The 25,852-nt window shown below is 54.8% G+C and carries 26 protein-coding genes; 3 read left to right on the forward strand and 23 right to left on the reverse strand.

All coding sequences use genetic code 11. The annotated features are described in order from the left end of the window. Nucleotides 1–5 precede the first annotated feature (5 nt). The 19 genes from FD19_RS09010 to FD19_RS09100 form a co-directional block, all read right to left on the reverse strand. The gene (locus FD19_RS09010; protein WP_056969861.1) at nt 6–1,076 is read right to left on the reverse strand and encodes a MupG family TIM beta-alpha barrel fold protein; all 1,071 of its coding nucleotides are present in this window, start codon (nt 1,074–1,076) and stop codon (nt 6–8) included. 166 nt (nt 1,077–1,242) lie between these two features. Next, entirely contained in the window at nt 1,243–2,115 is an 873-nt protein-coding gene (locus tag FD19_RS09015; protein WP_056969863.1) for a MurR/RpiR family transcriptional regulator, read from the reverse strand. Between the two features lie 17 nt (nt 2,116–2,132). Further along, entirely contained in the window at nt 2,133–3,173 is a 1,041-nt protein-coding gene (locus FD19_RS09020) for a threonine aldolase family protein (protein ID WP_054750605.1), read from the reverse strand. A 174-nt stretch (nt 3,174–3,347) separates the two neighbouring features. Then, nucleotides 3,348–4,025: a phosphate signaling complex protein PhoU gene (gene phoU, locus FD19_RS09025; RefSeq protein ID WP_056969864.1), complete on the reverse strand. Its 678-nt coding sequence runs from the start codon at nt 4,023–4,025 to the stop codon at nt 3,348–3,350. Between the two features lie 18 nt (nt 4,026–4,043). Next, the gene (pstB, locus tag FD19_RS09030) at nt 4,044–4,805 is read right to left on the reverse strand and encodes a phosphate ABC transporter ATP-binding protein PstB (RefSeq protein WP_054750606.1); all 762 of its coding nucleotides are present in this window, start codon (nt 4,803–4,805) and stop codon (nt 4,044–4,046) included. A gap of 33 nt (nt 4,806–4,838) precedes the next feature. Next, complete coding sequence (gene pstB, locus FD19_RS09035) at nt 4,839–5,645, reverse strand: phosphate ABC transporter ATP-binding protein PstB (RefSeq protein WP_054750607.1); 807 nt, start codon at nt 5,643–5,645, stop codon at nt 4,839–4,841. Nucleotides 5,646–5,661: 16 nt separating this feature from the next. Further along, entirely contained in the window at nt 5,662–6,546 is an 885-nt protein-coding gene (gene pstA / locus FD19_RS09040; RefSeq protein ID WP_056969866.1) for a phosphate ABC transporter permease PstA, read from the reverse strand. Continuing rightward, nucleotides 6,543–7,469 carry a phosphate ABC transporter permease subunit PstC gene (gene pstC, locus FD19_RS09045; protein ID WP_054750608.1) on the reverse strand — a complete coding sequence of 309 codons (927 nt, stop codon included), beginning with the start codon at nt 7,467–7,469 and terminating at the stop codon, nt 6,543–6,545. Before pstC ends, pstA begins: the two co-directional genes overlap by 4 nt. A gap of 9 nt (nt 7,470–7,478) precedes the next feature. Beyond that, a complete protein-coding gene (locus FD19_RS09050) occupies nt 7,479–8,297 on the reverse strand; it encodes a phosphate ABC transporter substrate-binding protein PstS family protein (RefSeq protein WP_156321911.1) in 819 nt (272 codons plus the stop codon). Nucleotides 8,298–8,488: 191 nt separating this feature from the next. Further along, nucleotides 8,489–10,147, reverse strand: coding sequence for a two-component system histidine kinase PnpS (pnpS, locus tag FD19_RS09055; RefSeq protein WP_082619547.1), 1,659 nt, complete (start codon nt 10,145–10,147; stop codon nt 8,489–8,491). Then, on the reverse strand, nt 10,140–10,832 hold the full coding sequence (locus FD19_RS09060) for a response regulator transcription factor (RefSeq protein ID WP_054750612.1): 693 nt from the start codon (nt 10,830–10,832) through the stop codon (nt 10,140–10,142). Before FD19_RS09060 ends, pnpS begins: the two co-directional genes overlap by 8 nt. 3 nt (nt 10,833–10,835) lie before the next feature. Then, nucleotides 10,836–11,966, reverse strand: a complete 1,131-nt coding sequence (locus FD19_RS09065; RefSeq protein WP_056969870.1) for a PDZ domain-containing protein — start codon at nt 11,964–11,966, stop codon at nt 10,836–10,838. 192 nt (nt 11,967–12,158) lie between these two features. Further along, nucleotides 12,159–13,046: a permease-like cell division protein FtsX gene (gene ftsX / locus FD19_RS09070; RefSeq protein WP_054750614.1), complete on the reverse strand. Its 888-nt coding sequence runs from the start codon at nt 13,044–13,046 to the stop codon at nt 12,159–12,161. Further along, nucleotides 13,036–13,722 carry a cell division ATP-binding protein FtsE gene (gene ftsE, locus FD19_RS09075; RefSeq protein WP_054750615.1) on the reverse strand — a complete coding sequence of 229 codons (687 nt, stop codon included), beginning with the start codon at nt 13,720–13,722 and terminating at the stop codon, nt 13,036–13,038. Before ftsE ends, ftsX begins: the two co-directional genes overlap by 11 nt. A 19-nt stretch (nt 13,723–13,741) precedes the next feature. Next, nucleotides 13,742–14,858, reverse strand: a protein-coding gene (gene prfB / locus FD19_RS09080; protein WP_156639700.1) for a peptide chain release factor 2 whose coding sequence is annotated in 2 segments (ribosomal slippage) — nt 13,742–14,785 and nt 14,787–14,858 — 1,116 coding nt in all. Because the reading frame shifts where the segments join, the coding sequence is not laid out codon by codon here. A 140-nt stretch (nt 14,859–14,998) separates the two neighbouring features. Then, the gene (gene secA, locus FD19_RS09085; protein WP_056969874.1) at nt 14,999–17,365 is read right to left on the reverse strand and encodes a preprotein translocase subunit SecA; all 2,367 of its coding nucleotides are present in this window, start codon (nt 17,363–17,365) and stop codon (nt 14,999–15,001) included. A 323-nt stretch (nt 17,366–17,688) separates the two neighbouring features. Further along, the gene (gene hpf, locus FD19_RS09090) at nt 17,689–18,255 is read right to left on the reverse strand and encodes a ribosome hibernation-promoting factor, HPF/YfiA family (protein WP_054750616.1); all 567 of its coding nucleotides are present in this window, start codon (nt 18,253–18,255) and stop codon (nt 17,689–17,691) included. 123 nt (nt 18,256–18,378) lie between these two features. Further along, nucleotides 18,379–18,789 (reverse strand): ComF family protein, encoded by a 411-nt coding sequence (locus FD19_RS09095; protein ID WP_156321912.1) that lies wholly within the window; start codon nt 18,787–18,789, stop codon nt 18,379–18,381. Nucleotides 18,790–19,052: 263 nt separating this feature from the next. Beyond that, nucleotides 19,053–20,363 carry a helicase-related protein gene (locus FD19_RS09100; protein ID WP_054750617.1) on the reverse strand — a complete coding sequence of 437 codons (1,311 nt, stop codon included), beginning with the start codon at nt 20,361–20,363 and terminating at the stop codon, nt 19,053–19,055. A gap of 33 nt (nt 20,364–20,396) precedes the next feature. On the opposite strand from FD19_RS09100, the gene FD19_RS09105 reads away from it, so the two are divergent. Next, nucleotides 20,397–21,032 carry an IMPACT family protein gene (locus FD19_RS09105; protein WP_054750618.1) on the forward strand — a complete coding sequence of 212 codons (636 nt, stop codon included), beginning with the start codon at nt 20,397–20,399 and terminating at the stop codon, nt 21,030–21,032. An 81-nt stretch (nt 21,033–21,113) separates the two neighbouring features. Here FD19_RS09105 and nusG read toward each other — a convergent pair whose 3' ends face one another. The 4 genes from nusG to FD19_RS09125 form a co-directional block, all read right to left on the reverse strand. Next, nucleotides 21,114–21,656 carry a transcription termination/antitermination protein NusG gene (gene nusG, locus FD19_RS09110; RefSeq protein ID WP_054750619.1) on the reverse strand — a complete coding sequence of 181 codons (543 nt, stop codon included), beginning with the start codon at nt 21,654–21,656 and terminating at the stop codon, nt 21,114–21,116. A gap of 121 nt (nt 21,657–21,777) precedes the next feature. Next, complete coding sequence (gene secE, locus FD19_RS09115; protein ID WP_054750620.1) at nt 21,778–21,948, reverse strand: preprotein translocase subunit SecE; 171 nt, start codon at nt 21,946–21,948, stop codon at nt 21,778–21,780. A gap of 10 nt (nt 21,949–21,958) precedes the next feature. Beyond that, complete coding sequence (rpmG, locus tag FD19_RS09120) at nt 21,959–22,108, reverse strand: 50S ribosomal protein L33 (RefSeq protein ID WP_056969875.1); 150 nt, start codon at nt 22,106–22,108, stop codon at nt 21,959–21,961. Between the two features lie 131 nt (nt 22,109–22,239). Further along, nucleotides 22,240–22,782, reverse strand: a complete 543-nt coding sequence (locus FD19_RS09125) for a hypothetical protein (RefSeq protein ID WP_054750621.1) — start codon at nt 22,780–22,782, stop codon at nt 22,240–22,242. Between the two features lie 213 nt (nt 22,783–22,995). On the opposite strand from FD19_RS09125, the gene FD19_RS09130 reads away from it, so the two are divergent. Then, nucleotides 22,996–24,186: an MFS transporter gene (locus FD19_RS09130; RefSeq protein WP_056969877.1), complete on the forward strand. Its 1,191-nt coding sequence runs from the start codon at nt 22,996–22,998 to the stop codon at nt 24,184–24,186. 188 nt (nt 24,187–24,374) lie between these two features. Continuing rightward, nucleotides 24,375–25,844: an ABC transporter substrate-binding protein/permease gene (locus tag FD19_RS09135; RefSeq protein ID WP_054750625.1), complete on the forward strand. Its 1,470-nt coding sequence runs from the start codon at nt 24,375–24,377 to the stop codon at nt 25,842–25,844. Nucleotides 25,845–25,852 lie beyond the last annotated feature (8 nt).

Here is a 25,852-nt window from a genome sequence, read left to right on the forward strand (position 1 = left end):
CTTTACTACCTATCAAAGTGCTTCCCGGCAACGGACTGAACCAGCTGAATGGCCTGATGAGCACCAATCAGTGAAAGGCCAACCCAATCATCGCGAACCACGCGTCCAATCACATTCACCCTGGCATCAGCCGGTAAATCATGTTTGGTGATTTGAATTTCACCCCGGTAACGACCGTAACCATCATTATCAACGGTCAAACTACCCACAGGTCGCGCATGCGCAACCATATCCGGCTCAGTACCCACCAATTGACGCCGGCGTGCTTCTTGCAACCTCACAACATCACGGGCAACATCAGGACGGTTATGCCACTGGGTTTGGGCCAAAACTGTTGGTAAACCGACAACGTGAATGGTTAAGACCTGCTGAGTTACGTAGGCCTCTATGGTTGCCACGCTCGTTTCACTGATCATCTCATCACCAATAAAGACACCGTCAACACCCATTTGTTGTAACTCCACAAATGCCCATAAAGGTAACATACCGCGTTGGCCTTCCAGGGTGGGTAGGCCGGCAAAGACTGGACCACGCCGTTGGCCATCTCCAGCAATAAAGGCCATAACCTTCAGTCCCTGACTGTGTAGCCATGTATTTTTTCGATTAAACCATTCAGTGTCCAGACCCGTTTCCGGCCGCGGATAGTAGTTATGCCAAGCCTCAATATGACTGAAATCCGCACCAGCTCGCCGTAATTCCTGTAAATTTTGGGCGCTTAACGTGCTGGCATTGAGCGCAATCATCATATACCGACTCATAGCCGCCACGGACTTCATCCCAATACCATCATCGACACGTAAACCTGTTAGTCCCGATGCCAGTACAGTATCGACATCATCCGTACACCAGCCTAATTGCTCAAAGCCTGTATCCGAAATATCGGCAATAACGGTGAGACCTTCCTCTTTACACCAACCAGTCAGTTGTTGTAATCGAGGCACCAGGCTGCTGGCATCATCCTCCGGAATATGTAACGAGGTAAAGACAGTACTAAAGCCACTTTGCGCCATTCGATGAATGTATTGCCGCGTCTCAAGATTAAGTTTATGACTCAGGTAAACTGCAAAACCAATCAATTGTTAGTCACCTCCAGTTCAACGTTAAATAAAAAGCCATTAGGAACGGATGTAAGCCCTTTCCTAACGACCTAAGTGTATCATGTGTAAAATTTAATTTCAACGTTTTATCATATTGGTGAAATACAATTTCCGAAATAATTGGATAACTTGTCCGTGAACGATGCTAATTATGCGTACTGTTCATAAACCGCCGCTTGTATTCTGCCAATAACGACCGTGAGTCCAAGATACGACGCTTACTGTTTTGATAATGCTTGCTAACGTATGCATAGTAAATAGTATCAATCAACATAAACTGCGCGTGCAAAGATTGCGTAGCTGCAAACCGCACCGTAGCCTCCGCCGGCTGAGAGGTCTGCACCAGAATATCAACATTGCGTGCCAGCGAGTTTTCCCCTAAACGTGTGAGCCCCACAGTAATGACAGCGTGTTGTCGGGCCATACGGGCGCCCATCACGGCTTCGGGGGATTCTCCGGAATTTGAAATAAACCAAAAGAGGATTTTTTTATTACTGTCGACTACTGATGGTAACAATTGGTTCAAATCATCACTAGCAATAACGTTACAACCAATGCGGGACCATTTTTGAGCAATATTTTGCGCCACCAAGTATGAAGCCCCTACCCTAAAGCACAAAATTATATCAGCTTGTTCTAGCTGCTTAACTAGATTGTTAATGGTGTCCTCATGGACTTGGTCAATGGTTTCGTGGAGCGAACGTTCGGCATTTTTCAATAATTTGGTAGTAATACTGTGCAGGCTTTCATCGGCGCGAATTTCTTCGTCACCATCAAACTCATCAGTACCTGCACCTTGATCAGCACTCAACTGTACTTTAAGTTGCGTATACGTTTTAAAACCTAAATGCTTAACGAGCCGACTGACGGTGGGTGCACTTGTTCCCGCTGCCTGCGCCAACTGCTGACCGTTCATCAACAAAACGTTCTCTGGAAACTGAAGAATGTATTCTGCCACCTTGTGTTCGGCGACACTGAGTTCATCCCCCATGCTTGCAATAGTCCCCTTAACCGTCATCTCAAACCTCCGTTACGTTAGGCGCCAATCCGCTGCAATTCCTTTGCCAGCGCCGTCACGTCATCCTCCGTGGTCGCCCAGCTTGTGGCCAGCCGGATCACCGTGTGGTCATCGTCATACTTGCCCCAAACGCTAAAGCGCACGTTTTGGGCTAGTTGGGCTTGTTGGCTAGTGCTGACAACTGGAAACTGCTGGTTAGTTGGTGATTCAATGAACCGCGGAATACCATTAGCCACTAGCGCACGGCGCAGGTTGTCCGCCATCCGCAGTGCGTGTTTGCCGAGTTGTTCATATAATCCGTCCGTGAATAACACACCAAACTGTACGCCGAGCAACCGCCCCTTAGCCACCAGCGCCCCGTGCTGCTTGATACGGTTGACCAGATGGGCCGGAACGCCATCAGGTCTCGTGAAGACCAACGCTTCACCGGCCAGCGCACCACACTTAGTGCCACCAATGTAGAAGGCATCACACAGCTGCGCCAGGAGGGGCAAAGTCACATCGTTGGACGCGGCCAGACCGTACGCTAAGCGCGCGCCGTCAATATACAGACGCAGATCATGTTGCCGGCACACCGTTGCAATCGCCCGCAGTTCGTCAGCCGTGTACAGGGTGCCGTACTCCGTTGGGAACGTCAGGTACACCATCCCCGGCTGCACCATGTGCTCATGGCTCCCGTCGGAAATCCACGCGGTCAAAAATTGCTCAATCGTGGCGGCGTCAATTTTGCCTAACTTGCTGGGTTGCGGCAGTACTTTGTGCCCCGTTAACTCGATTGCCCCCGCCTCATGGGTGTTGATGTGTGCCGTGTCGGGTGCAATCACCCCTTCGTACGGCTGTAACAACAGGTCCAACGCCAGCGCGTTCGTCTGTGTGCCCCCAGTGATGAACTTTACGGTAGCGTCCGGACAAGCCATCGCCGTGCGGATCTTGTCCGCAGCGGCCTGGCTGTATCGGTCCTCCCCATAACCCGGTAAGTGTTCCATGTTACTATCAATGAGCGCCTGCAAGACTGCCGGGGCCGCGCCCTCGGCGTAATCATTTTCAAAATAAAGCATGTTGATTCCTCCACCAATCCGTAATATGTATATGATTAATGTCATTCTACCGCAACCGGATACAAAACCGGAACCACTACCCGCAAAAGTGGTGGCCAGACCCAAATAAACGGCACCGTCACCAGACGTTGCCGTTTATTGTAGTTCAAGCCTGTTTACTTTTGTCGCTATTTGTTAGAACTTGTCTTCCCGGTCGCTCGATTGCAACTCGACAATTTTGCCAGTTTTGAGGTAGACGATCCACTCACAAATGTTCGTCACGTAATCCCCGATTCGTTCTAGGTATGACGCCACTAACATGTAGTCCATTCCGCCCACAACGGTTTCCGCATCAGCCTGCATCTGCTTGATACATTCCTGGTAGATCTTGTAGGAAAAGTCGTTAATTCCGTGATCTTGGCCGGCAATCCAACGCGCCCGATGCTCGTCCTCCTTGACGTAAGCATCGAGGACTTCAGCCACCATTTCTTTGACCGCGTCCGCCATCGCCGCCAGCATTTCCTCGATCGCCGGGACCCGGGTATTACCCTTCACGCGAATGGTCGACTTGGCAATGGACACCGCATGGTCGCCCATCCGCTCCAAGTCGTTGACCGCCTTCATCACGGTGACCACCATCCGCAGTTCACTGGCAACAGGTTGCTGGAGGGCAATCATCTCAAAGCTGCGTTTTTCCAGGTCAACTTCCCGCTCGTTAATGTGGTTATCATCGGCAATCACCTGCCGCGCCATGTCCTTATCGTGGTTGATGAACGCCCGCACCGATTTGGAGATGGCTTCGTTGACCATCATCCCCATTTCTGAAAACCGCACGTGCAGTTCGTTGAGCTCGTCGGTAAATTCCTCACGCATTAATTTAATCCCCCGTATTTAACCAAAACGACCAGAAATGTAGTCTTCGGTTTCCTTGTGTTGTGGGTCCATAAAGATGCCCTTAGTGGGACCCACCTCAATGATGTTACCCTGCAAGAAGAACGCCGTGCGGTCCGAAATCCGCGAGGCCTGCTGCATATTGTGGGTCACGATAATGATTGTATACTGCTCCCGGAGTTCGAGCAACGTATCTTCGATTTGTGACGAAGAAATGGGGTCCAACGCACTCGTCGGCTCATCCAGCAAGATCACTTCGGGCTGGACGGCCAGCACCCGCGCCATAACGACCCGCTGCTGCTGACCCCCAGATAAGCCCAAGGCAGAGTCGTGGAGCTGATCCTTGACTTCATCCCAGATGGCCGCCTGCTTGAGGCTTTGCTCGCAGGCTTCGTCTAACATTGCCCGGTCACGGATCCCCGCCAACCGCAAGCCGTACACCACGTTGTCGTATATGCTGAACGGAAACGGGTTGGGCTGCTGGAACACCATGCCGACCCGCTTTCGTAACTGGACCACATCGGTGTTCGCGGCGTAAATATCCTCACCGTTCAAGCGGATATCCCCGGTCGTCCGGGCTCCGGGCACCAGGTCGTTCATCCGGTCCAGGGTCCGCAGATAGGTCGACTTACCACAGCCGCTGGGCCCGATAAGGGCGGTAATTTCGTGCTCGGGAAAATCGATGTCGACGCCCTTGATGGCTTCAAAGTCACCATAATAAATGTGGACGTCCCGGCTCGTAATAATATTCTTGTGGGTCATCAATTATCCTCCATCAACTCCCGCGGTCAACACTTAGCCAAAGTTGCCAGAAACGTAGTCATCCGTGGCCTGAATCTTCGGACGGGTGAAAATCTTGCGGGTTTCGTCAAACTCTAGGCACTGGCCGTTGTAGAAGAACGCCGTGTAGTCACTCACCCGCGCCGCTTGCTGCATGTTGTGCGTCACGATAATGATCGTCAGTTGCTCCGTCAACGCCTTCATGGTATCTTCTAGCGCCGCCGTGGAGATGGGATCCAGCGCGGAAGCCGGTTCATCCATCAACAGGATATCCGGCTTCATCGCAATGGCCCGAGCAATACAAAGCCGCTGCTGTTGCCCACCGGACAAAGCGAGGGCGCTTTGGTGCAACTTATCCTTCACTTGGTCCCACAACGCCGCTTGCTTGAGGGTCGTTTCGACGACCTGATCCAGTGTGGCTTTATCCCGCACCCCGAACCGCTTCAACGCAAAGGTGATGTTGTCATAGATCGACTTGGCGAACGGATTCGGTCGTTGAAACACCATGCCGATGTGTTTCCGCATTTCGTAGACGTCCACCGCGTCGCTATTAATGTCCACGCCGCGGTACATGATTTGCCCGGTCACCCGACTACCGTAAATGTTGTCGTTCATCCGGTTGATTGAACGCAGGTAGGTCGATTTGCCCGAACCACTCGGTCCAATCAGCGCGGTAATCTTATAGCGTTCAAACGGTAATGATACTCCGTGAATAGCTTCATGATCACCGTAAAAGACCCGCAAATCCTTGGTGGCAACCGCCACTTCGGTACTATCGGGTAGTGTGCGAATGAACCGGTCGTCTAGTGAATAGTTTGCCATGCGTACTCCTTTCCCGTTAAGCCGCCGTCATCTTGCGGTAAACAAAGTTACCAATACGTCGTGCCAGCAAGTTAAACAGTAACACCACGATGATCAACACCGCTGAGGCCCCAGCCGACACCGCGGTGGCGTCCGGCTGAATGCCCTCCGCGTTGATCTTCCAGATGTGGACCGCCAACGTTTCCGCAGGCCGCAACGGGCTCAACGGGCTCTGAATGTCAAACGGATTCCAGTCACCAAAGTTCAATGCGGGCGCGCTTTGCCCCGCCGTATAAATGAGCGCAGCCGCTTCACCAAACACCCGACCGGCCCCCAGGATCACCCCCGAAATAATGCCCGGTAAGGCTTCCGGAATCACCACGTGGATGACCGTTTCCCAACGCGAGATGCCCAGGGACAGTCCCGCTTCTCGCTGGCTAAACGGCACCTGCTCGAGGGAATCCTCAATGCTACGGGTGAGTAACGGCAGGTTGAACATGGTGAGCGCCAACGCACCACTGATGATGGAAAAGCCAAACTTAAACTGAATGACGAAGAGCAAAAAGCCAAAGAGACCAACCACCACGGAGGGTAAACTGCTCAAAATTTCAATGGCGGTGCGCACCACGTCGACCAACCACCCTTTGCCCGCGTATTCGGACAGGAAAATGCCGGCCCCCAAGGAGATGGGCAGTGAGATCAGCATCGCCAGTAACAACAGGTAAAAGGAGTTGAAGAGCTGCACGCCAATGCCACCACCCGCCTGGAAGGCTTTGGCCGGACTGGTCAGAAAGTGCCACGACACGTGCGGTAATCCCCGCACCAGGATGTACCCCAACAGGCTCGCCAGGATCAGCACGATGATGCCCGCAATGATGTCGATCACGACCGTAGCAATTTTATCCACACGTTTTGCGTTCATTTCAGGGCCCCCCGTCCGCCGATCCAACGAATTACCAGGTTAAAGACTAACGACATTAACAGTAAGACCAGGGCCAACGACCAGAGCGCGTTGTTTTCCAAACTGCCCATGACCGTGTTCCCAATACCACTGGTCAACACCGAAGTCAGCGTGCTGGCTGGGCTGATCAGGTTCTTCGGCAACATTGCGGCGTTCCCAATCACCATCTGCACCGCTAAGGCTTCACCAAACGCCCGGGCCATGCCGAAGACGATCCCGGTCAGGATTCCCGGCACCGCCGCCCGGAGCACTACGCGTGACGTGGTCTGCCACCGGGTGGCGCCCAGCGCTGCCGACGCGGACCGGTAGTAACTCGGCACCGCGTGAATGGCATCCACGGTCATCGAAGTCACAGTCGGCAAAATCATGACGAATAACACAAACGTCCCGGCCAGGATCCCGAACCCGGTGCCACCAAAGACGTTCCGAATGGCCGGTACGACCACGCTCAAACCAATAAAGCCGTACACAACCGACGGAATGCCCACCAATAAATCGATGACCGGCTGGAGAATCTTCGCCCCCCAGTTGGACGCAATTTCGGTCATGAACAGCGCCGCCCCAATGGCAAAGGGGGTCGCAACCACGGCCGCCAGGAACGTCACGCTGAAACTGCCGACGATCATCGGCAACGCCCCTACTTCTGGTTTACCGTGGGGCCCAATCGTGCTTGGCGACCAACTCTTCTTGCTCAAAAACTCCCAGACGTTCACCCCGTTATGGTAGAACGTCGCTAACCCTTTGGAAGCTACAAAGTAAAAGATGGCGATCACCACCAGCACGATCAGGGCGATGCAGGCAAAACTGATGGCCCGCCCCCGCTGTTCAATTTTGGCCGCCCGCGACTTGCGCAACATAGCGGCACGAATTTGATCTTCTTGCATGCTTTCCTCCTACTGCCGCGTCACGCGACCCTGAGCATTGCGCTCAACCTGCATGTCATTGATGGGGATGTAACCCATTCGTTTGACCAGCGTCCGCTGTACCTGCGGGCTAAGAATATACTGGATAAACCGTTTGGTCAGGCCCGTCGCCGGACCCCGCGTGTACATGTGCTCATACGCCCAGATATGCCACCGATTGGTATGCACGTTGTGCTCCGTGGGCGCCACACCATCGACTTTGACCGTGCGGATGTCCTTATTGACGTACGAGAACGCCATGTAGGAAATTGCCCCGGGAGTACTGGCCACGATTTGGCGCACCATCCCGGTGGAGTCCTGTTCCTGAGCGGTCATCGTGGGGACGTCGCCCATGACCCACCGTTCAAAGGTGGCGCGGGTGCCGGACCCCTGCGCCCGGTTTACGAGCACCACGGGTAGGTTGGGGCCGCCAACTTGTCGCCAGTTGGTGATCTTGCCCGCAAAGATGTTGCGCAACTGCGCCGTCGTTAAATTCGTTACACCCACCTTTTTGTTGACCACCGGAGTAATGCCGACCACCGCAACTTTGTGGTCCACTAGCTTGTGGCTATCGATGCCCTTCTTTTCACTCGCAAAGAGGTCCGAGTTACCGATTGACACGGCACCCTGTTGGATCTGGGATAAGCCCGTCCCGGAACCACCGCCCTGGACGTTCACAAACACCCCATAATGGTCGCTCGCGTACTGCTCACCCGCCGCTTCCACTAGTGGTTGTAAGGCAGAACTACCTACCACGGTGATTGACTCGCCGCTCCCGCTAGTAGAGCACGCGGTCAGCCCGACCAGCATAAGTATTAAAACTGTGAACAAGCCCAGCTTTTTCACGGTGCTACCTCCACGATTTCTGTCTACGCTAAGTGTACTGGGTACAAGTAAATTACGTAGTCACCTTAGTGTAATGGTTGTGTAAATAGTCGCGTTTCCGAGGATCACAACTAAAAAAGCTGGCGGCGTGTCACCACCAGCTTCGTTTTGAAGTACTAGTTATCCTGATTGTGTTCACTGGCCACCGCGTTCGGCAGCGCCACGGTAAAGGTACTCCCTACGCCGAGCTGACTGGCCAGGTGGATCGAACCCCCGAGGTCCGCCACTAGTTCGGAAACAATTGCCAGACCCAGCCCGGTCCCACCGCTATTGCGGGAACGGGCCTTGTCGACCCGGTAGAATCGTTCAAAGACGCGTTGTTGCTCATCATCGGCGATTCCCACCCCGGTATCGGAAACTTGGAGGCGGATTCCACCATTAGTGCGCACGCCAACGATGGAGACAGTCCCGCCCTCTTTGTTATAGAAGACGGCGTTGTTGACCAGATTGCGCACAATCTGACTGAGCTTACGCCGGTTGGTATCGAGTGACAAGTCCGCATCTAACTCCACGTTGACGTGTAGCTTCCGGTCCTTGAGTGGTTGCTGGATACTGTTCAGCGCGTTTTGCACTAACGGCGCCACCGGTACTTTTTCGATGTGGTCGTTACTGGACCCTACCCGGGAAAGGGCTAGCGTGTCCTGAATCAGTTGGGTCAACCGCTGCGACTCGGTTTGAATGATGTGGAGAAACTTATCCAGCGCTTCCGGGTCATCTTTGGCCCCCGCCAGCAGGGTTTCTGCAAAGCCAGTGATGGCGGTGACGGGTGTCTTCAATTCATGACTCACGTTTTGCACAAAGTCGGACTGCATTTTTTCTACCTGGCGCATAAAGGTGACGTCATACAAAATGACCAGCACCTGAATCTCGTCCGGTCCCTTGCGGATGGCAACCGTGGTGGCGTCCACGTCGACCGTATCGTCCTGCAACTGTAACTCCTGGTGCCGACTCTGCGCGTCACGGGCGGTGTGTTCAATCATGTGGCTCAGCGCAAAGGTCTGAATGTCATCCACGTACGGGTGCCGGTCACGACTGATTTCGTGACCCAACAGGGTGGCCATCGCGGTGTTCACGATGGTAACCTGGCGCTGCCCGTTAATAAGCATGACCCCTTGCGGAAGGTGGTCAACTAACTGCACAAAGCGTTCGGACCGCACCGTCAACTTGCGCCGCCAATGGGTAACGTCACCTTCCAAACCCTGAATCTGGTAAGCCAACGGGTAAACCCGGGAACTCGGCGGCACCAATAAGGGGTGTGCCTGGTGGTCGTAGCGCACGCGGTGAATGTTATCCGCTAGGGCCCTGATCTCTGCCTGCAGGTGCCGGTCATCCCGGGCACTCCATAGCAGCAAGATCAGCACCAGTACCCAGTAAATGACGGCGTACACAATTCCCTCGGTGCGCCCGACCGTACCGACATTCCACGACCGACCGACAAAGCCCCAATCGCCCAGCGAGTCTGACACGATGTAAACGAACTGGCGCTTACCCTTGAGATGGATGTACACGTGGCCCTGATTATTCAGGTCATCCCCGCTCCGAATCCGGTCCCGCACCACCGCAGCAATGTGCGAGTGTCCATCCAAATTCACTTCGCTGATTCGCCCCAGACGCTGTTCCCGGTAGCCACCGGACCGCGCCACCATGGCCAATTGCTGGTAGGTATCGTACTGTTTGCGGGCTAAAATCGTATTTTGTAAGCAAATGAGGGCAAAAAAGCCCGCTATCGCTAGCAGGGCTATTACCATTAATCGCCGGCATGCATGTTTAAGCATTAGGATCCTCCAACTGGTAGCCGAATCCGCGCACGGTCTGTAAATATTCCGCGTGCTTAGGGTCACGCTCAATCTTTTCGCGCAGGTGGCTGACCTGAATATCAACCATCCGCGTCTCACCAGGGTAATCGTACCCCCAGACGCCATTGAGCAACACATCACGGGACAAAACCTTCCCGTGGTGCGTGGCAAAGTACTGGAGCAACTCAAACTCTTTCGGGGTCAGGTGGAGCCGTTCGCCACGCATGGTGGCGCGGTGGTTCAACGGTTCGATGGTCAATTCCCCGACCTTGAGCACTTTGGCGCCTTCGTCCTTGGTGTTGCCGACCCGGCGCTCAATGGCTTTGATGCGGGCAATAATTTCCCGCGGTGAGAACGGCTTGGTGACGTAGTCATCCGCCCCCAGCTCCAGCCCGATGATCTTATCAGCCTCGGAATCCTTCGCCGTCAGAATCATGATGGGCGTCGTCACATCGGCTTTGCGCAACTCCTTGGTTACGTCAATGCCGTCCATGCCGGGTAACATCAGGTCCAAAATAATGAAGTCAAAGTCATTGTTCAACGCCAAGGCCACGGCATCCTGCCCGTCACCGGTGGCGGTCACCGAATAGTGCTCAGCTTCCAAATTATACTTCAGCAACGTCACAATTGCTGGTTCATCGTCCACTACCAGAATCTTCTTCATTGATCAATCCTCCGGAAAAGTGATTATCCCCAAAAGGTGCGGCGTCCCCGTGTAAATTGCGGTTTCAACCAACCGAAACTCACCTGCAGTGTCCTGGACCCGTAACCGACAGAAGGTACCCAGATGCTGCGAAGCGTTATACAAGACCGCGGTGTCCGTTACGTCAACCCCATTGCACTGCCAAACAACATCCCCCGGCGCTAACCCCATGCGGGCCGCTGGAGTGTCAGCAACTACGCCGACCACGCGGACCCCCGGGTGAACCAACGTCACCTGGGGCTGCGACCGTCGTATACACCACAATAATACCATTGCAACGACGCATACGTCCGCGTAGCCCAGCAAAGCGGATACCGCTGGCAGTAAATGCCACTGCACACCACCGGCAGTCAAGACCGCGAACAGGCCCACCAGGCCCTCAACCCAGGCAGTCCGCTTGAGGGCTGGTCGCGATTGAGCACTCTGGTGTGTAAAGGCAAAGCCCAAAAATAGGGGTAATGCCAGCAAGCTAAAATGCGCCTGACCCAAAGCAAAGTTTAGGTGCGTCCACCAAGGTAATGCGGGTAACCAGTGCCCCGAAACGGGTAGCAAAACGGGTAACCACAACAGTTGCCGCACCCGGTAACGGGCCCAAGTATGGCCACCACGCGTCACCACCCGCGGTGACGACACGGGGCGGTGACCACGAATGGCAGTCCGCGCATTCACTAACAACGCACACCCCGTCAGTAATAGAAAAACCGGTGCCCAGTGGCCAACTGAACCGCCCGCTAATCCGACCGCGCGCCCTACTGCTGAGGGTATGATCCAAGCAATCGCGCCCGCGAGGCCCAGGTACAGCGGCGTAAAACCAGGCATGAACAACGCCGCCAATAGCGCTAGCAGTCCCAGGACGGCCGCAACCCCTATTGGTAACGTCACACCTAATGCCAGCATCAACACACTCAGCATTATGCCCGGCAAGAGAGTTGCTAACCAGTAGTAGCCTTCCTCGAGGAGGTTACGCGTGACCGCTAACCGTACAGCCGCCCGCTCGTGCCGGAGCCGCCGCCCCGCCTGAATGCGTACAACGAGGGCCACCACGATGGTGCTCACCAGAAAAAATAGGTTTAACTGCTCAACTCCCACAATCATGGCACCTCCACTTGTTTACTGTCAGTATACCAAACAACCCGGTCCCTCTGCGCACCTGGTGACCACGATTTTATGGTCGGCACGATGCACCGACGCTACGTGCCAGCGTTGACCAACCACGGGACACCGTGCCACGCAAAAAGCCGCGGCTGCTACCGCGGCTTTGAGGTAACCGTTACGTACAATCAACTTTTAAACCCTCAGGTACCGCCGCATGGACAAGCCAGCACCCGCGGCCCCAATCACGATCCCAATACCGGCTAACAAGACGTCCAGCCAGAACAGGAACGGCATCGTACTGAAGAAGGCGTAGCCATTCGACGCCACGGTCAGGCCACTGTGACTGATCACCGCCGCATAGCCCATATCCACAATCACGATGGGAATGATGGAACCGAACAACCCGGTCCATGCACCTTCCAGCAGAAACGGCCAACGAATGTAACTGTTCGTCGCGCCGACCAACCGCATAACGGCAATCTCTTCACGCCGGGACATGATGGTGATCCGGATGGTATTACTAATCAGGAAGACCGCCACGAGTAGCAACAGTACCGTGAAGCCAATCCCCCAGTTGCGGACTTTATCCGCCACTTTGAACAGCTTGCGGGCCGTATCGCCACCGTAACTCGCAGAGTCCACGTTGGCGAGCTTGCGGGCCTTCTTGGTAACCGCAATCGTGTTAGCGGAACTCTTAGTCTTCAGCACAAAGACGTCATTCAACGGGTTATCGTCCCCACGGAACATCTTCCATTGTTGACCGTAACCCGTCACGATGGAGTTCAGTTCGGCGTTCCGTGAACGGTAAGTGACCTTCTCCACGTGGGGGATCGCCTTGAGCTGCTTTGCTAGTTTATCCTTGGCTGCCTGGGGCGTCTTGCGGTCCACAGATACCCGCACCCGCACGTCATTTTCAACCTGGTGGCTAACGTGGTTCACGTTAAACAAGACGGCGAGGAAAATCCCCACCATAAACAGGGTCACCGTCACCGCAGAAATGGAAGCGACGGACATCCAGCCGTTGCGGCGCAAACTCCTTAAACTGTCGCGGACATGCCGCTTGATCACGTTAGTCTTCAACTTCGTAGGCCCCCTCTGCTTCATCACGAACCACGGCCCCGCCGGCAATTTCAATTACCCGGTGGGTCCGTGAATTAACAATATCCCGGTTATGCGTCGCCATAATGACGGTAGTCCCGGCGGCATGCACCCGGTCCAGAATATCCATGATTTCCTCACTGGTATCTGGGTCCAAGTTCCCCGTCGGTTCATCGGCAATGACCACGGTCGGCTTGTTGACGATGGCGCGAGCGATGGACACCCGCTGTTGCTCACCACCAGATAGCTCGTTAGGGAACCGCCGAATCTTTTGTTCCAACCCGACCTGCTTGAGTACGTCCAGCACGCGCGGCTTGATGTCCGCATCCGGAGTCTCGATTACCTGCATCGCGTAGGCCACGTTTTCGAAGACCGTCATCCGCGGCAACAGCTTGAAGTCTTGGAACACGACCCCCATCGACCGCCGCAACATCGGCACGTCCTGGGGCCGCATGGTGTCGAAGTCAAAGTCGTTGATGGTCAGGTGACCACTGGTCGGCACCAATTCGTGGTACAGCATCTTGATCAGCGTGGATTTCCCCGCGCCACTTTGACCAACAATATAAACAAACTCGCCCTGCTGGACTTTCAGGGTCAGGTCCTTAATCCCGGTAACACCGTTGTCGTACGTTTTGGTGACCTTGTCGAACACAATCATTTAGCGGAACCTTCCTTCCTCAATCGGGATTCTTCTGGGATAACTGCCATTGTAAGTAAGCATAGATAAATGGGTTCAAATCACCATCCATGACGGCCTGACCGTTCCCCGTTTCGTAATTCGTCCGGTGGTCCTTGACCATCGTGTACGGGTGGAAGACGTATGACCGGATCTGGGAGCCAAAGGCGGTGTCCAACTGCACACCACGAATTTCCGCTTCCTTCCGTTCCTGCTCTTCCTGCTCCTTTTGGTACAACTTAGCCTTCAACATGTTGTAGGCCGTTTCCTTGTTCTGGAATTGCGACCGTTCGGCCTGAGAACTCGTGACCAACCCGGTCGGAATGTGGATCAACCGCACGGCAGAACTGGTCTTGTTGATGTGTTGCCCCCCGGCACCACTACTACGGAAGACTTCCATCTTGATGTCGTCCCAGCGCAGGTCAACGTCAATGTCCTTATTCAGTTCCGGCATCACGTCGACCGACGCAAAGCTGGTGTGGCGACGTGACGCCGAATCAAACGGCGAGATCCGCACTAGCCGGTGGACCCCTTTTTCGCCCCGCAACATCCCGTAGGCATTCGTGCCCTTGATCAGTAGCGTCACGCTCTTGAGCCCGGCTTCATCACCAGCCAGGTAGTCGGCCACCTCCACGCTGTAACCGTTCTGGTCCGCCCAGCGTTGGTACATGCGAAGCAGCATGCTGCCCCAATCCTGGGCTTCGGTCCCCCCGGCACCCGGATGAATTTCCAGAATGGTGTTGCTATCATCGTACGGTCCTGACAACAGTAAGTTCAGCTCATACTTTTGCATTGCCGCCTGCAACTTGCTCAATTGCTGTTCCGTTTCAGCCTGTAAATCGGCGTCGGGTTCTTCCTGTAGTAGCTCATAGGCCGCCTGCAAGTCGTCGTAAGCGTCACTTAGTTTGTAAAACGCGTCGTGCTTACTCTTCATGGCGTTGGTCGCATCGATGACTTGTTGAGCATGCTCCGCGTCGTCCCAGAAACCGGGCGCTGCCATTTGCGCCTCGTTCACACTAATGCTTTCGTTCAGCGCATCGAGGTCAAAGCGACCCCCTAAACTGGGTGATCTTAGCACCCAAATCAGTTAGCGCATTACGAATTTGGCTTAATTCCATGTTGATAACCTCACTCATAATTTAGTATGTACGGGCAAGGGCCCCGTTACGGCACCCGTGCCCCGCACAACCGCCATACGCGCGTTCAGCCAGCAAGTCCAAGGACCAGCTGGCTGCAACACGCCACGTAAAGTTGTGGTTTAACGTTCGATATTTTGACGAATCTGCGCCTTCATGAACAACCGGGTCGTGTTTTCGTCGATGGCACCGACCATCTCTTCAAACATCCGGAACCCTTCTTCCTGGTATTCAACCAGGGGGTTCATCTGCCCGTAGCCACGCAGCCCAATGGCCTGACGTAGCTGGTCCATGGCGTCAATGTGGTCCGGCCATAAGGAGTCGACCACCCGCAAAATAACTACTTTTTCAAATTCCAGCATCTGTGACTTATCTGGCAATTGCTCAGACTTATCCTGGTAGTTAGCTTCAACCAGGTCCATCAGCTTGGCTTTGATTTCGTCCGCCGTGTGCCCATCAATATCGGCCTGGGTAAAGGCTTCGTCGCTCACCATGTTGGCGTGCACCCAATCAAGCAAAGCATCACTGTCCCACTTGGCTGGATCCGTGCCCTGAATGTGCGTGTCCACGATCCGGTTGATCGTGCGCTTGATCATAGCCATCAGGACTGGCTTGAGCGTGTCGGTTTCGTTAATGACCTGTTGCCGCTGCTTGTAGATGACCTCACACTGTTCGCGCATCACGTCGTCGTACTGCAACGTCTGCTTACGGGTATCGTAGTTGTTACCTTCAACCCGCTTCTGCGCGGACTCAACCTGGCGGCTCACCATCCGGGACTTGATGACCTGATCATCATCCGCAACCTGCAAGGACTGCAGCACGGCTTTGATTCGGTCAGAACCGAACCGCTTCATCAGGTCATCTTCTAGTGACAGGTAGAACTGGGTGATCCCCGGGTCCCCCTGACGGCCGGAACGACCACGCAACTGGTTGTCGATCCGCCGGGATTCATGTCGTTCGGTCCCCAGCACGGCCAGGCCGCCCAACGCCTTCACGCCGGGTCCCAACTTAATGTCGGTCCCACGACCAGCCATGTTGGTGGCGATCGTGACGGCCCCACGCTGACCCGCGTTCATAACAATTTCGGCTTCCTTGAGGTGGTTCTTGGCGTTCAGGACCGTGTGCGGAATGTGTAATTTGTCCAGCAGGTCACTCAACCGCTCACTGGACTCAATGGCGACCGTCCCCACCAGGACCGGCTGGCCCTTCTTGTGACGCCGCTCAATGTCGGCCGCCACGGCGTTGAACTTACTCTCCAACGTTGGGTAGAGCACGTCGGCTTCGTCCAAACGGATAACCGGCTTGTTGGTTGGAATCGTGATGACCAACATGTTGTAGATTTCGCGGAATTCTTCCGCTTCCGTCTTCGCAGTCCCGGTCATCCCGGCCAGCTTAGTGTACATCCGGAATAGGTTTTGGTACGTAATGTTCGCCATGGTCTGGTTTTCGTCCTGAATCTCGACGCCTTCCTTGGCTTCAATGGCCTGGTGCAGGCCATCAGAGAACCGCCGGCCCTCCATTGCCCGCCCGGTAAAGGAATCGACGATCAGAACCTCACCGTCTTTGACCATGTAATCAATGTCCCGCTGCATGATAAAGTTGGCACGCAGGGCTTGGTCCAAGTGGTGGGTCAGGGCCGTGTTTTCAGTATCATACAGGTTGTCCAGGCCAAAGTGCGATTCGGCCTTGATGATCCCGGACTCGGTTAAACCAATAGTCTTGGTGGCCCAGTCGATCTTGAAATCCTCGGTTTCCTTGAGGGTCTTCACGAACGCGTCGGCACGCACGTACAACCCGGTCGACTTGGTGGCCCCACCAGAAATAATCAGTGGCGTCCGCGCTTCATCGATTAGGATTGAATCAACTTCGTCGACTACGGCAAAGTTGAGCCCGCGCTGCACCATTTGTTCCTTGTAGGCCACCATGTTGTCACGGAGGTAGTCAAACCCAAGCTCACTGTTCGTGGAGTACGTAATATCGGAGTTATAGGCTTCACGCTTTTCTTCGGGCGACTTGTCGCTCAAGTTGAGTCCCACCGAAAGGCCGAGCCAGTTGTACAGTTCACCCATTTCGGTGGCGTCACGTTCACTCAGGTATTCGTTGACGGTGATAACGTGCACCCCGAGGCCAGACAACGCGTTGAGGTACACCGGCATGGTGGCAGTCAGCGTCTTACCTTCCCCGGTCTTCATTTCGGCAATGTTCCCTTCGTGCAGGGTAATTCCACCGATGATCTGCACCCGGTATGGGTACAGGCCCAGAACGCGGCGCGCACCTTCACGGGCCACGGCAAAGGCTTCTGGCAGGATATCATCAAGGGTCTCACCCTGCGCTAGGCGTTCCTTAAACGCGGGGGTTTTGGCCTGAAGTTCCTCGTCAGAAAGCTTGGCAAAGTCGTCGGCGTAACTCATGACCTTGTCAGCAATTTTTCCAATTCTTTTCACTTCGCGGGCGTCACTCTCCACCCACTTACGAATCATATTTGGCATTAGTAAATCCTCTCCCACACTAACAGTGCGTACAACATCTGGTTAATTGTAACATTGATAGCATTGCAATTGTACTAATGGTAGTTAACAATTTTGTGACGTCTTTTGGGGGGTAGTGTTTGGGGGTAGTGTTGGGAGCTGGCCACACCGATAGTGAGAGCGACTATGACTTGATGGGGGCTCCACAATGACCGCTGCTGGGGCCAAGTACCGTCACACCCCCACATGCAGATGCGTCCCACCCGCTTATAACGGCCCACTAACAACACAACGGGACGCAAAAGGCGGATTCCCGTGTGGGAACCCGCCGTGTTAATTGCAATTTATTCGTCGGTTTCGATCAAGCCGTAGCGGCCATCACGACGCTTGTACACAATGCTCGTGCCGTTAGTCTCCGCATCTTCGAAGATGAAGAAGTTGTGGCCCAACATGTTCATCTGCAAGATGGCTTCCTGTGAGTCCATCGGCTTCAGGGCCACCCGCTTCGTCCGGACAACGTTCAAGTCCGTGGCCTCCGTGGAGTCGTCGTCAGCTTCTTCCAAGTCTGGTTCCTCAGGCGTTTCTACCAGGTCAGCAAAGCCCTTTTCACGGGACTTACGGTTAATCTTGGTCTTAAACTTACGGATCTGGCGTTCCAACTTATCCGTAACCAGGTCAATCGCCGCGTACAAGTCTGGGTTCTTTTCCTCAGCCCGCAACGTCAGGTACGGCATTGGAATCGTCACCTCGACTTTGGCCTGCTTGTTCGAGTAGACCTTGAGGTTCACATGGGCAATTGCCTGTGCACCCTCACTGAAATACTTGTTCAGTTTGTTGATACGCTTTTCCACGTAGTTACGAATCGCCTCAGTAACCTCGATGTTCTCGCCACGTACATTGTAAGTAAGCATAAAACCTCTCCCCTTTCGGTCACCATTACCCAATGGCGACGGGTGTTTGCGGAAGCGCTTAACTTCCTTAAACTCATTATAACGTTACGCGTCTAGTGAAACAATTATCTTTTTCCAAAGTTGTTACCGAATGAGCGTCCGCGAAATGATTATTCCCCGGTATCCTGCGTCCCGGAGTGCTTGTGCGGCGTGGTGCAGTGTTGTTCCAGTCGTGTATAAATCATCCACCAAGCAAATTTGCCGCACTCGGGCCAACTCCGCCGTCGACGCCGTACACACAAAGCTTTGCGGCGTCCGTAGTCGGGCCCCGCGCTTCTTACGCGATTGCGGCAGATCCGTGTCATTTTTAGTCAGACAACCCCACAGCTTAAGGTGGCCAAACAACCCCACCACCGGGTCAAAGCCGCGGCGCGCATAGTGGCTGGGTTCGGTCGTCAACGGCACCAACCGGCCTACGCCCCGACACAACGTGCACAGATCCGCCCGAAACGCCGTGTGCAGGCGGTAATCACCCACCGCTTTGTACTGGTGCATGACGTCCTTAAGCGCGGCATTATAGTGGTAGACGGCTCGGTTATGTAACGTCACGCCATCGCGGTGGCGCCAGTATTGACAATCCCCACACAACTCAGCGTGACTGGGGCGCCCACACCCGGTGCAGACGTGGTCGGGGTCGATACGGTCAAAGTCACGGCGGCACTCACCGCATAAGTCCGGTGGGACAAGTGGGGCACTGGCCATCAGCGCGGCTAACCGCCAGCTCTGAGTCAACGGTCGGTGGCACAGACAGCACTCCATCAAGACTCCCCCCGCGCGTTGAGCTGCCGAATCTGCCGGCACGCCCGCCGAATGCTGAGTGTATAGTGGGCGCACACAAACCAAACCGGGTTATCTGCATGTTCCCGGTCACGCCCCGCACGACCGGCCATCTGGACCAACGCCGAGACCCCAAAAAGGGGTGCATCGGCCTGTAACACCATGACCGCACAATTGTAGATGGTCACCCCGCGTTCCAGAATGGTCGTCGTCACTAAGACCCGCGGGTGGCCGTCCCGAAACGCTTTGACCTTCTCCGCCCGCGCCGGATCACCGGCGTAAACCGTCGCCGCCACAATGCCCTGTTTGGCTAGGGTAGCCTGCACCTGGCGCAACTGCCGGATGGCTGGCACAAAGATCATGACCTGCGATTGCTCCGTCGTCATTACCATCCTGAGTTGCTGCAACAAACGGCGCGGCAGGCTCAGGCCACCACCCCGCGCTAGGACCACATCCGGCTCCGGCAGTGGCGCCCCGTGGAACCGCCGCGGTAGGTAGCTGACTGCCAGTTGGTGCCGGCGCACCTGGCGTAACAAATCCGGACCGGGCGTCGCCGTTAGGTACAGCACCGTTCCACACGCTGCTTGGTTCACCGCCCGCGCCAACATGGGCTCAGTTGTGAACGGAAACGCATCGACCTCGTCCACTACAACCAGGGCAAAGGCGGCATAGTACCGCAATAATTGGTGCGTCGTCGCCAGCAACAATGGCACCGACGACGCGGGACCAGTGCCACCATACCGCACCGCCTGCTCCACCGTCGTGAACGCCCGCTGCAACCGCGGCGCCAGTTCAAGAATCACGTCCACCCGTGGGGAGACGATGGCGACCCGGCCGCCCTGACGCAGGGCGTGTTCGATCACCGGAAACAACATTTCGGTCTTGCCCGCACCCGTGACCGCCCACAAGAGGCGCCGCTCGCCCGCATCGAACGCCGTAATGAGCTCGCCAGCGACCCGTGTCTGTTGCGCAGTGAGCTGCCCTGACCAGGACATGCGTAAGTCTGGCTGGGGCGGTAATGGCTGGTTGGGAAACCGGTACAATTGGTCTGTGCTCGTCAACCGTCCCAACACGATACATTCCGGGCAATAGCCCCACTGGGCCGGTAACGTCCCCACATTGGAGGCCACCCATCCTTGGCACCGTGCACAGTGCCAACCATACTTGCCCCGCGCCACCGCGGGGACACTCAGAATCTGTGCTAAAATATGCGCAGGTACGCCGGCGTGCTGCGCTTCCCGTGCAGTCAACTGTTGTCCTGCTAGCGCCGGCCAAACATTACTGGTATCCATCACCACATCACCTCGAAGGGAGATTTCGCTAACTTGACGGTCAAAACTATTGCCACTAGCGGCCAACACGAAATCGTGATCAAAAAATCGCGGTTCATTACCACCATTCAGCGCGTCCATACCCAGGAAGAATTTAACGACTTCTGGGCGACAGTACGTGCCGCCAACAAAAAGGCCAACCACAACGTGGGCGCCGCCCGCTTCGGCACCGCACCCCTAATTGAGCGGGCTAGCGACGACGGCGAGCCTTCCGGCACGGCTGGCGCCCCCACTTTGCGGGGCTTACAAGTGCATGAGTTGACGGATACGGCGGCCGTGACCACCCGCTACTTTGGTGGCATCAAGCTGGGGGCATCCGGCCTTATTCGTGCGTACACGCAGGCGGTCACCGCGACCATCCAGGCGTTGGGCATCGTGGCCCTGGAACCACGGCAGGCACTCAACATCACGGTCGATTACGCGAACTACCAGCCCCTGACCGCCTTTTTGGCCGCCCAGGGTTGGCCCGAGGAGCACCCGAGTTTTCTCGCGGACGTGACCACGACCATCTACGTGCCAACCCCCGATGTTGACGACGTGCGCGCCCAGATTACGGACCAAACGAACGGGCGGGCGCACATTGTTACGGGCGCTGAACGCATCGTTGAAGTCCCGGTGCCCGTCAGGTAACAATGCAAAAAAAGCGGTACGTCATGCAACGCCCAGCCGGCGGGTGCACAACGTACCACTATTTATTTGTACTTAAGACACTTAGAATTTATCCGCCTGCGCAAAGTCAAGTTCAGCCGCCGTTTCCCGACCGAACATTTCGATGTTCACGTGCAGCTTGTAGTGCTCCTTGTCGACCTCAGTGACGGTCCCGGCCATGCCGGAGAACGCACCATCAACGATCTTAACCTTTTCGCCCACTTCAAAGTCGACGTCCACGGTGCGCGTGCTCATACCGATCTCACGCAGGATCTTTTCCACTTCGTCGGGCATCAGTGGTGCGGGTTTGCTCCCACCACCATGACTACCAACAAAACCAGTTACACCAGGCGTGTTCCGAGCCACAAACCAGGATTCGTCGGTCATGACCATTTCAACCAATACGTAACCCGGAAAAGTCTTTTCGACCTCCACCTTGTCCTTGCCGTCCTTGATCTTGTGCTGTTCTTCTTCCGGCACAATTACCCGGAAAATGTAGTCTTCCATGTTCATTGAAGCAGCACGTGATTCCAAGTTCGTCTTAACCTTATTTTCGTAACCAGCGTACGTATGTAACACGTACCATTGCTTTGAGGATGATTCCATGATTGTCTTCCTTTCAATCGTGACCAAATAAAAAAACCGCCACCCGTGGGTGTTGGTTTTAAGTTGCTTTCATGATAACAAATTTTCAGTACGTTGTCACGAAGTTGTCCCCCAGGCTCAGCTAGAAAACAAACTTTTCCAGAATTGCCGTAATAGCCCAGTCGCACAAAGCAAAGTAGACGGCAAACAGGATCGACGTCACGATGACCGTAGTGGTATCGCGCCGGTTTTCCTTCCATGTTGGCCAAGTGGTCATTTTCATTTCGTGAAATACACCCTTAATGAAGTTCATAACTGTCTCCTTACCGTGTTTCCTGATGCGGTGTTACCTTGCCACAATACTTGCAAAACTTGTTTAACGTCAAGCGCTCGGTGCGCTCCTTCTTTTCCGGAATAAAGTAATTCCGGTGCCCGCACACGCTACATGCCATTGCTACCTTACGAACACTCATAGCGCACCTCCTCTAATAATATCTTCAATATTTTACCATGATTGCTGCGAGCAGTGCAAGCTAGGTCGGCGCGCGCAGTTGGCCGCCAGCACCCCCGTCCGTCTAGTTATCACAACCCAGCAATATCTGGGTCAAGCATACAGAAATGCCTTGATCTTAACGCGCACCCGCCCCATCGCCTGACGGTGGCGCCGCGAATCGTTCGGTCGGCCCGACAACGTCAGCCGCAAAGCTTCCGCCTCCGTGGCACTAAGCCGCGACCATAAATGCTCGATGTCCGCCCGAATAATGCACTCTGACTCGATGGACCGTGAGCGCGCACCGTACGCACTGCACCCCCACTCATCGTCTTCACCGAGCAAGGCCTGCGGCTGCGTATAGAGGTCGCCGATCCGTTTTTGCGCCATCGCCCGCCGCATCAACGAGTAGAAGTGCGACGATAAAATCAACCGGTAGTAGCAACCGAATTGTGAGCCCCCAGCACCATTAAATTGTTGCACCGCCTTGAAGTGCGCAATGCGCGCTTCCTGATACCAGTCCGCCCGGTCGAACCCGCGAATATTATACATTGCCATCAACCGCCGCGGAATCCGGATATACCGCATAAAGTTACGTTCCAATAATCGGTCATCATTGACCGCCGCCTGCAGTTCCACCAATTCTCGTTCATCCATGACTTATTCCCCCAAAACAAGTGATGGCCCAACCGTAACGGGCACCGTGAACATTGCCCAATTGAAAAACAAAGTGTTCCGCCAGTAGCCGGTTGCCAGCAGCACTAAGCTACCACTTTGATAACGAAGACTGCATCGCACACTAACAAAAAGTGCTAATGGACCACACACCTTGTGGTAATCTGAAGATACTAACTTGCAGGAGGCGCTATCATGTCCAGACCAACTCGTCGTGCCATCATCATGCTTACCACTGGGATTCTCCTAATCGGCGCCAACCTCCGTCTGCCTATCACCATGATGCCGCCCATGCTTGACAGCGTGCGCCGGGCCGCGGGGTTGCCGACCAGTCTAGCCGGACTGCTAACCACCATCCCCCTGCTCATGTTTGCGGTCATCTCACCCGTGGTGGCACAACTAGGCATTCGCCGGGGTAACGGCCAAACCCTGCTATTAACTATGGCCATTCTGGTGGTGGGAAGTTACCTACGCATTATCACGGGGGCGTGGGCGCTCCTCCTCGGGACCGCCCTGGTCGGCATCGGCATTGCCGGGGGCAACGTGTTACTACCAGCACTCATCAAGGAAAAATTTCCGGACCGCATCGGCCCGCTGACCGCGGTGTACAGCACCACCATGAGTATTGTGGCATCGCTAGCTACCGCCTTTGCCGGTGTGATGTCACTACACATGGGCAGCCGTGCCACCATGGCGCTCCTGTCACTCGTCAGTATCGTGGCCCTGATCTTCTGGTTCCTGTGTATTCCCCTGTTCGGACACCCCCAAACGCTGGCAACCGGCAAAGTAGTGCGGCCCCGGCGCCCCATCATGAGTGCACCCCTGTCGTGGGCCATCATGCTGGTGTTTGGCCTGCAGTCGCTGCTCTATTATTCCCTATTAACGTGGCTACCGTCATTGTGGGCCACAGCCGGCTTCAGCCAAGTGGCAGCCACCACGCTGACCACGGTCTTCCAGTTTGCCGGGTTACCGTTCTCAATTCTGGTCCCCACCCTAGCTTACCGGCGGCATGGTGAGGCCATCGTGGTTGCCATTAGTGCCGGTGGTTACCTGTTCGGCGTCTTGGGCATGCTGGTGTTTGGCACCAACTTTGCCCTGAACTGCCTTTGCGCCGTGATTGCTGGCTTTGGTAGTGGTGCAGCGTTCAATCTGGCCATCATCTTGTTCCAAAAGAAGGCCGTCTCCGCCGTCGATACCGCCCGACTTTCGGGTATGTCCCAGTCCCTGGGGTACCTACTCGGTGCGGTCGGTCCCCTGGTGTTCGGCCTCATCCCCTCGCGGGTGGCCGTCCTTCTGCTGGCGGCCGTAATTGCCGCAATTCTTGGTGTCTGCGGCGTCATCACCACCACGCACCGCACTATTTTCCCGAATGAAACCAACGAATAACCACTAGGTGGGGGCCCAGGCGCCCACCTTTTTTGTGGCTGGCAGTCGCCCTGTGAACACGCTGACAACCATTCGTTGCGTAGTAAACGTTTTCTTGTTAGTAAACCTAACCCAAAGCGTAGACAGAGCCGTGCTGAAAAAGTAAGCTTAACCCAATTAGTAAATTTTGAGAAAGTGGTGCTATTTTTATGAGCAGAAAATGGTTCTGGGCCTGGTTGGCCGCGTTGTGTCTAGTGGTAACGGTTTGGACCGCCCCTAATAATCAGCCGCAAACCGTTAATGCTGCCACCAAGACTTACACCTTTGGTACGGACGTGACCTACCCACCATTTGAATTCGCCAACAAGCACAACGTGTACGTCGGCATCGATATTGACCTGATCCGGGCCATCGCCAAGGAGGAAGGATTTAAGGTCAAAGTCAAGGAGCTGGGCTTTAACACCGCCGTCCAATCGCTTGAAGCGGGCCAAATCGACGGGGTCATCGCCGGCATGAACATCACGCCGGAACGTAAAGCCAAGTTTGCGATGAGTGACTCCTACTACCCATCCGGCATCGTCTTTGCCAGCAAGTCTGGGAGCAACATCAAAAGTATGAAGGACTTGCGCGGTAAGCGGGTCGCCATCAAGACCGGGACCGCTGCGGCGGACTATGCCAACAGTGTGAAGAAAAAGTACGGCTTTAACACTGTCACCTTTGACGACTCTGACAACATGTACCAGGACGTGACGACGGGTAACTCCGCAGCGTGCGTGGATGACAAACCCGTTATTCAGTACGCCATGGCAACGGGCGTTAAACTACATATCATTAGCAAGCCCGCCCAAACTGGCGGTTACGGTATCGCCTTACCAAAGTCACAACAGCACAAGCTACTGGTCAAAATCAACCAGGGTTTGAAGAAACTCAAAGCTAACGGTAAGTATGACCAAATCATCAACAAGTACGTTGGTAACGGTACTACGAAGTCACAGGCCAAAAAGAACAAGCAAAGCCAGGACAGTAATAATTCATTTATGGGCTTGCTCAAATCCAACTGGGGTACACTAATGGGCGGCCTGGGTAAGACGATCGAACTGACACTGGTTGGTATTATTGGTGCCACCATTATTGGCATCCTCATTGGGCTTGTTGGCGTCATCCCCAACCCGTGGGCACAAGGAGCGGCGAACGTCTTCATTTACATCTTCCGTGGTTTGCCGTTGATGGTGTTGGCCCTCTTCATCTACACGGGGATTCCGAGTTTGATTGGCACGAAGATTCCGGCGTTTATTGCTGGGGTCGTCACCTTGACACTGAATGAAGGGGCCTACACGGCCGCCTTTGTGAAGGGCGGTATGCAGGCCGTCGACGCCGGGCAGATGGAAGCCGCGCGTAGTTTGGGGCTACCGTGGGGCAAAGCCATGCGCCGGGTCATCATGCCGCAAGGGATCCGCATCATGATCCCGTCGTTCGTCAACCAGTTCATCATCACGTTAAAGGATACGTCGATTTTGTCCGTGCTGGGATTACTCGAATTGACCCAGATGGGGAAGATAATCATTGCCCGCAACATGGAGGGCTTTAAGATTTGGACGATGGTCGCACTGATTTACTTGGTCATCATTACGGTCCTGACGTGGATATCGAACTGGGTACAAAAGAAATACAGAGCGTAGTACGCTGC

The organism is Lacticaseibacillus thailandensis DSM 22698 = JCM 13996, from assembly GCF_001436135.1.
GTDB classification, from domain to species: Bacteria; Bacillota; Bacilli; order Lactobacillales; family Lactobacillaceae; genus Lacticaseibacillus; species Lacticaseibacillus thailandensis.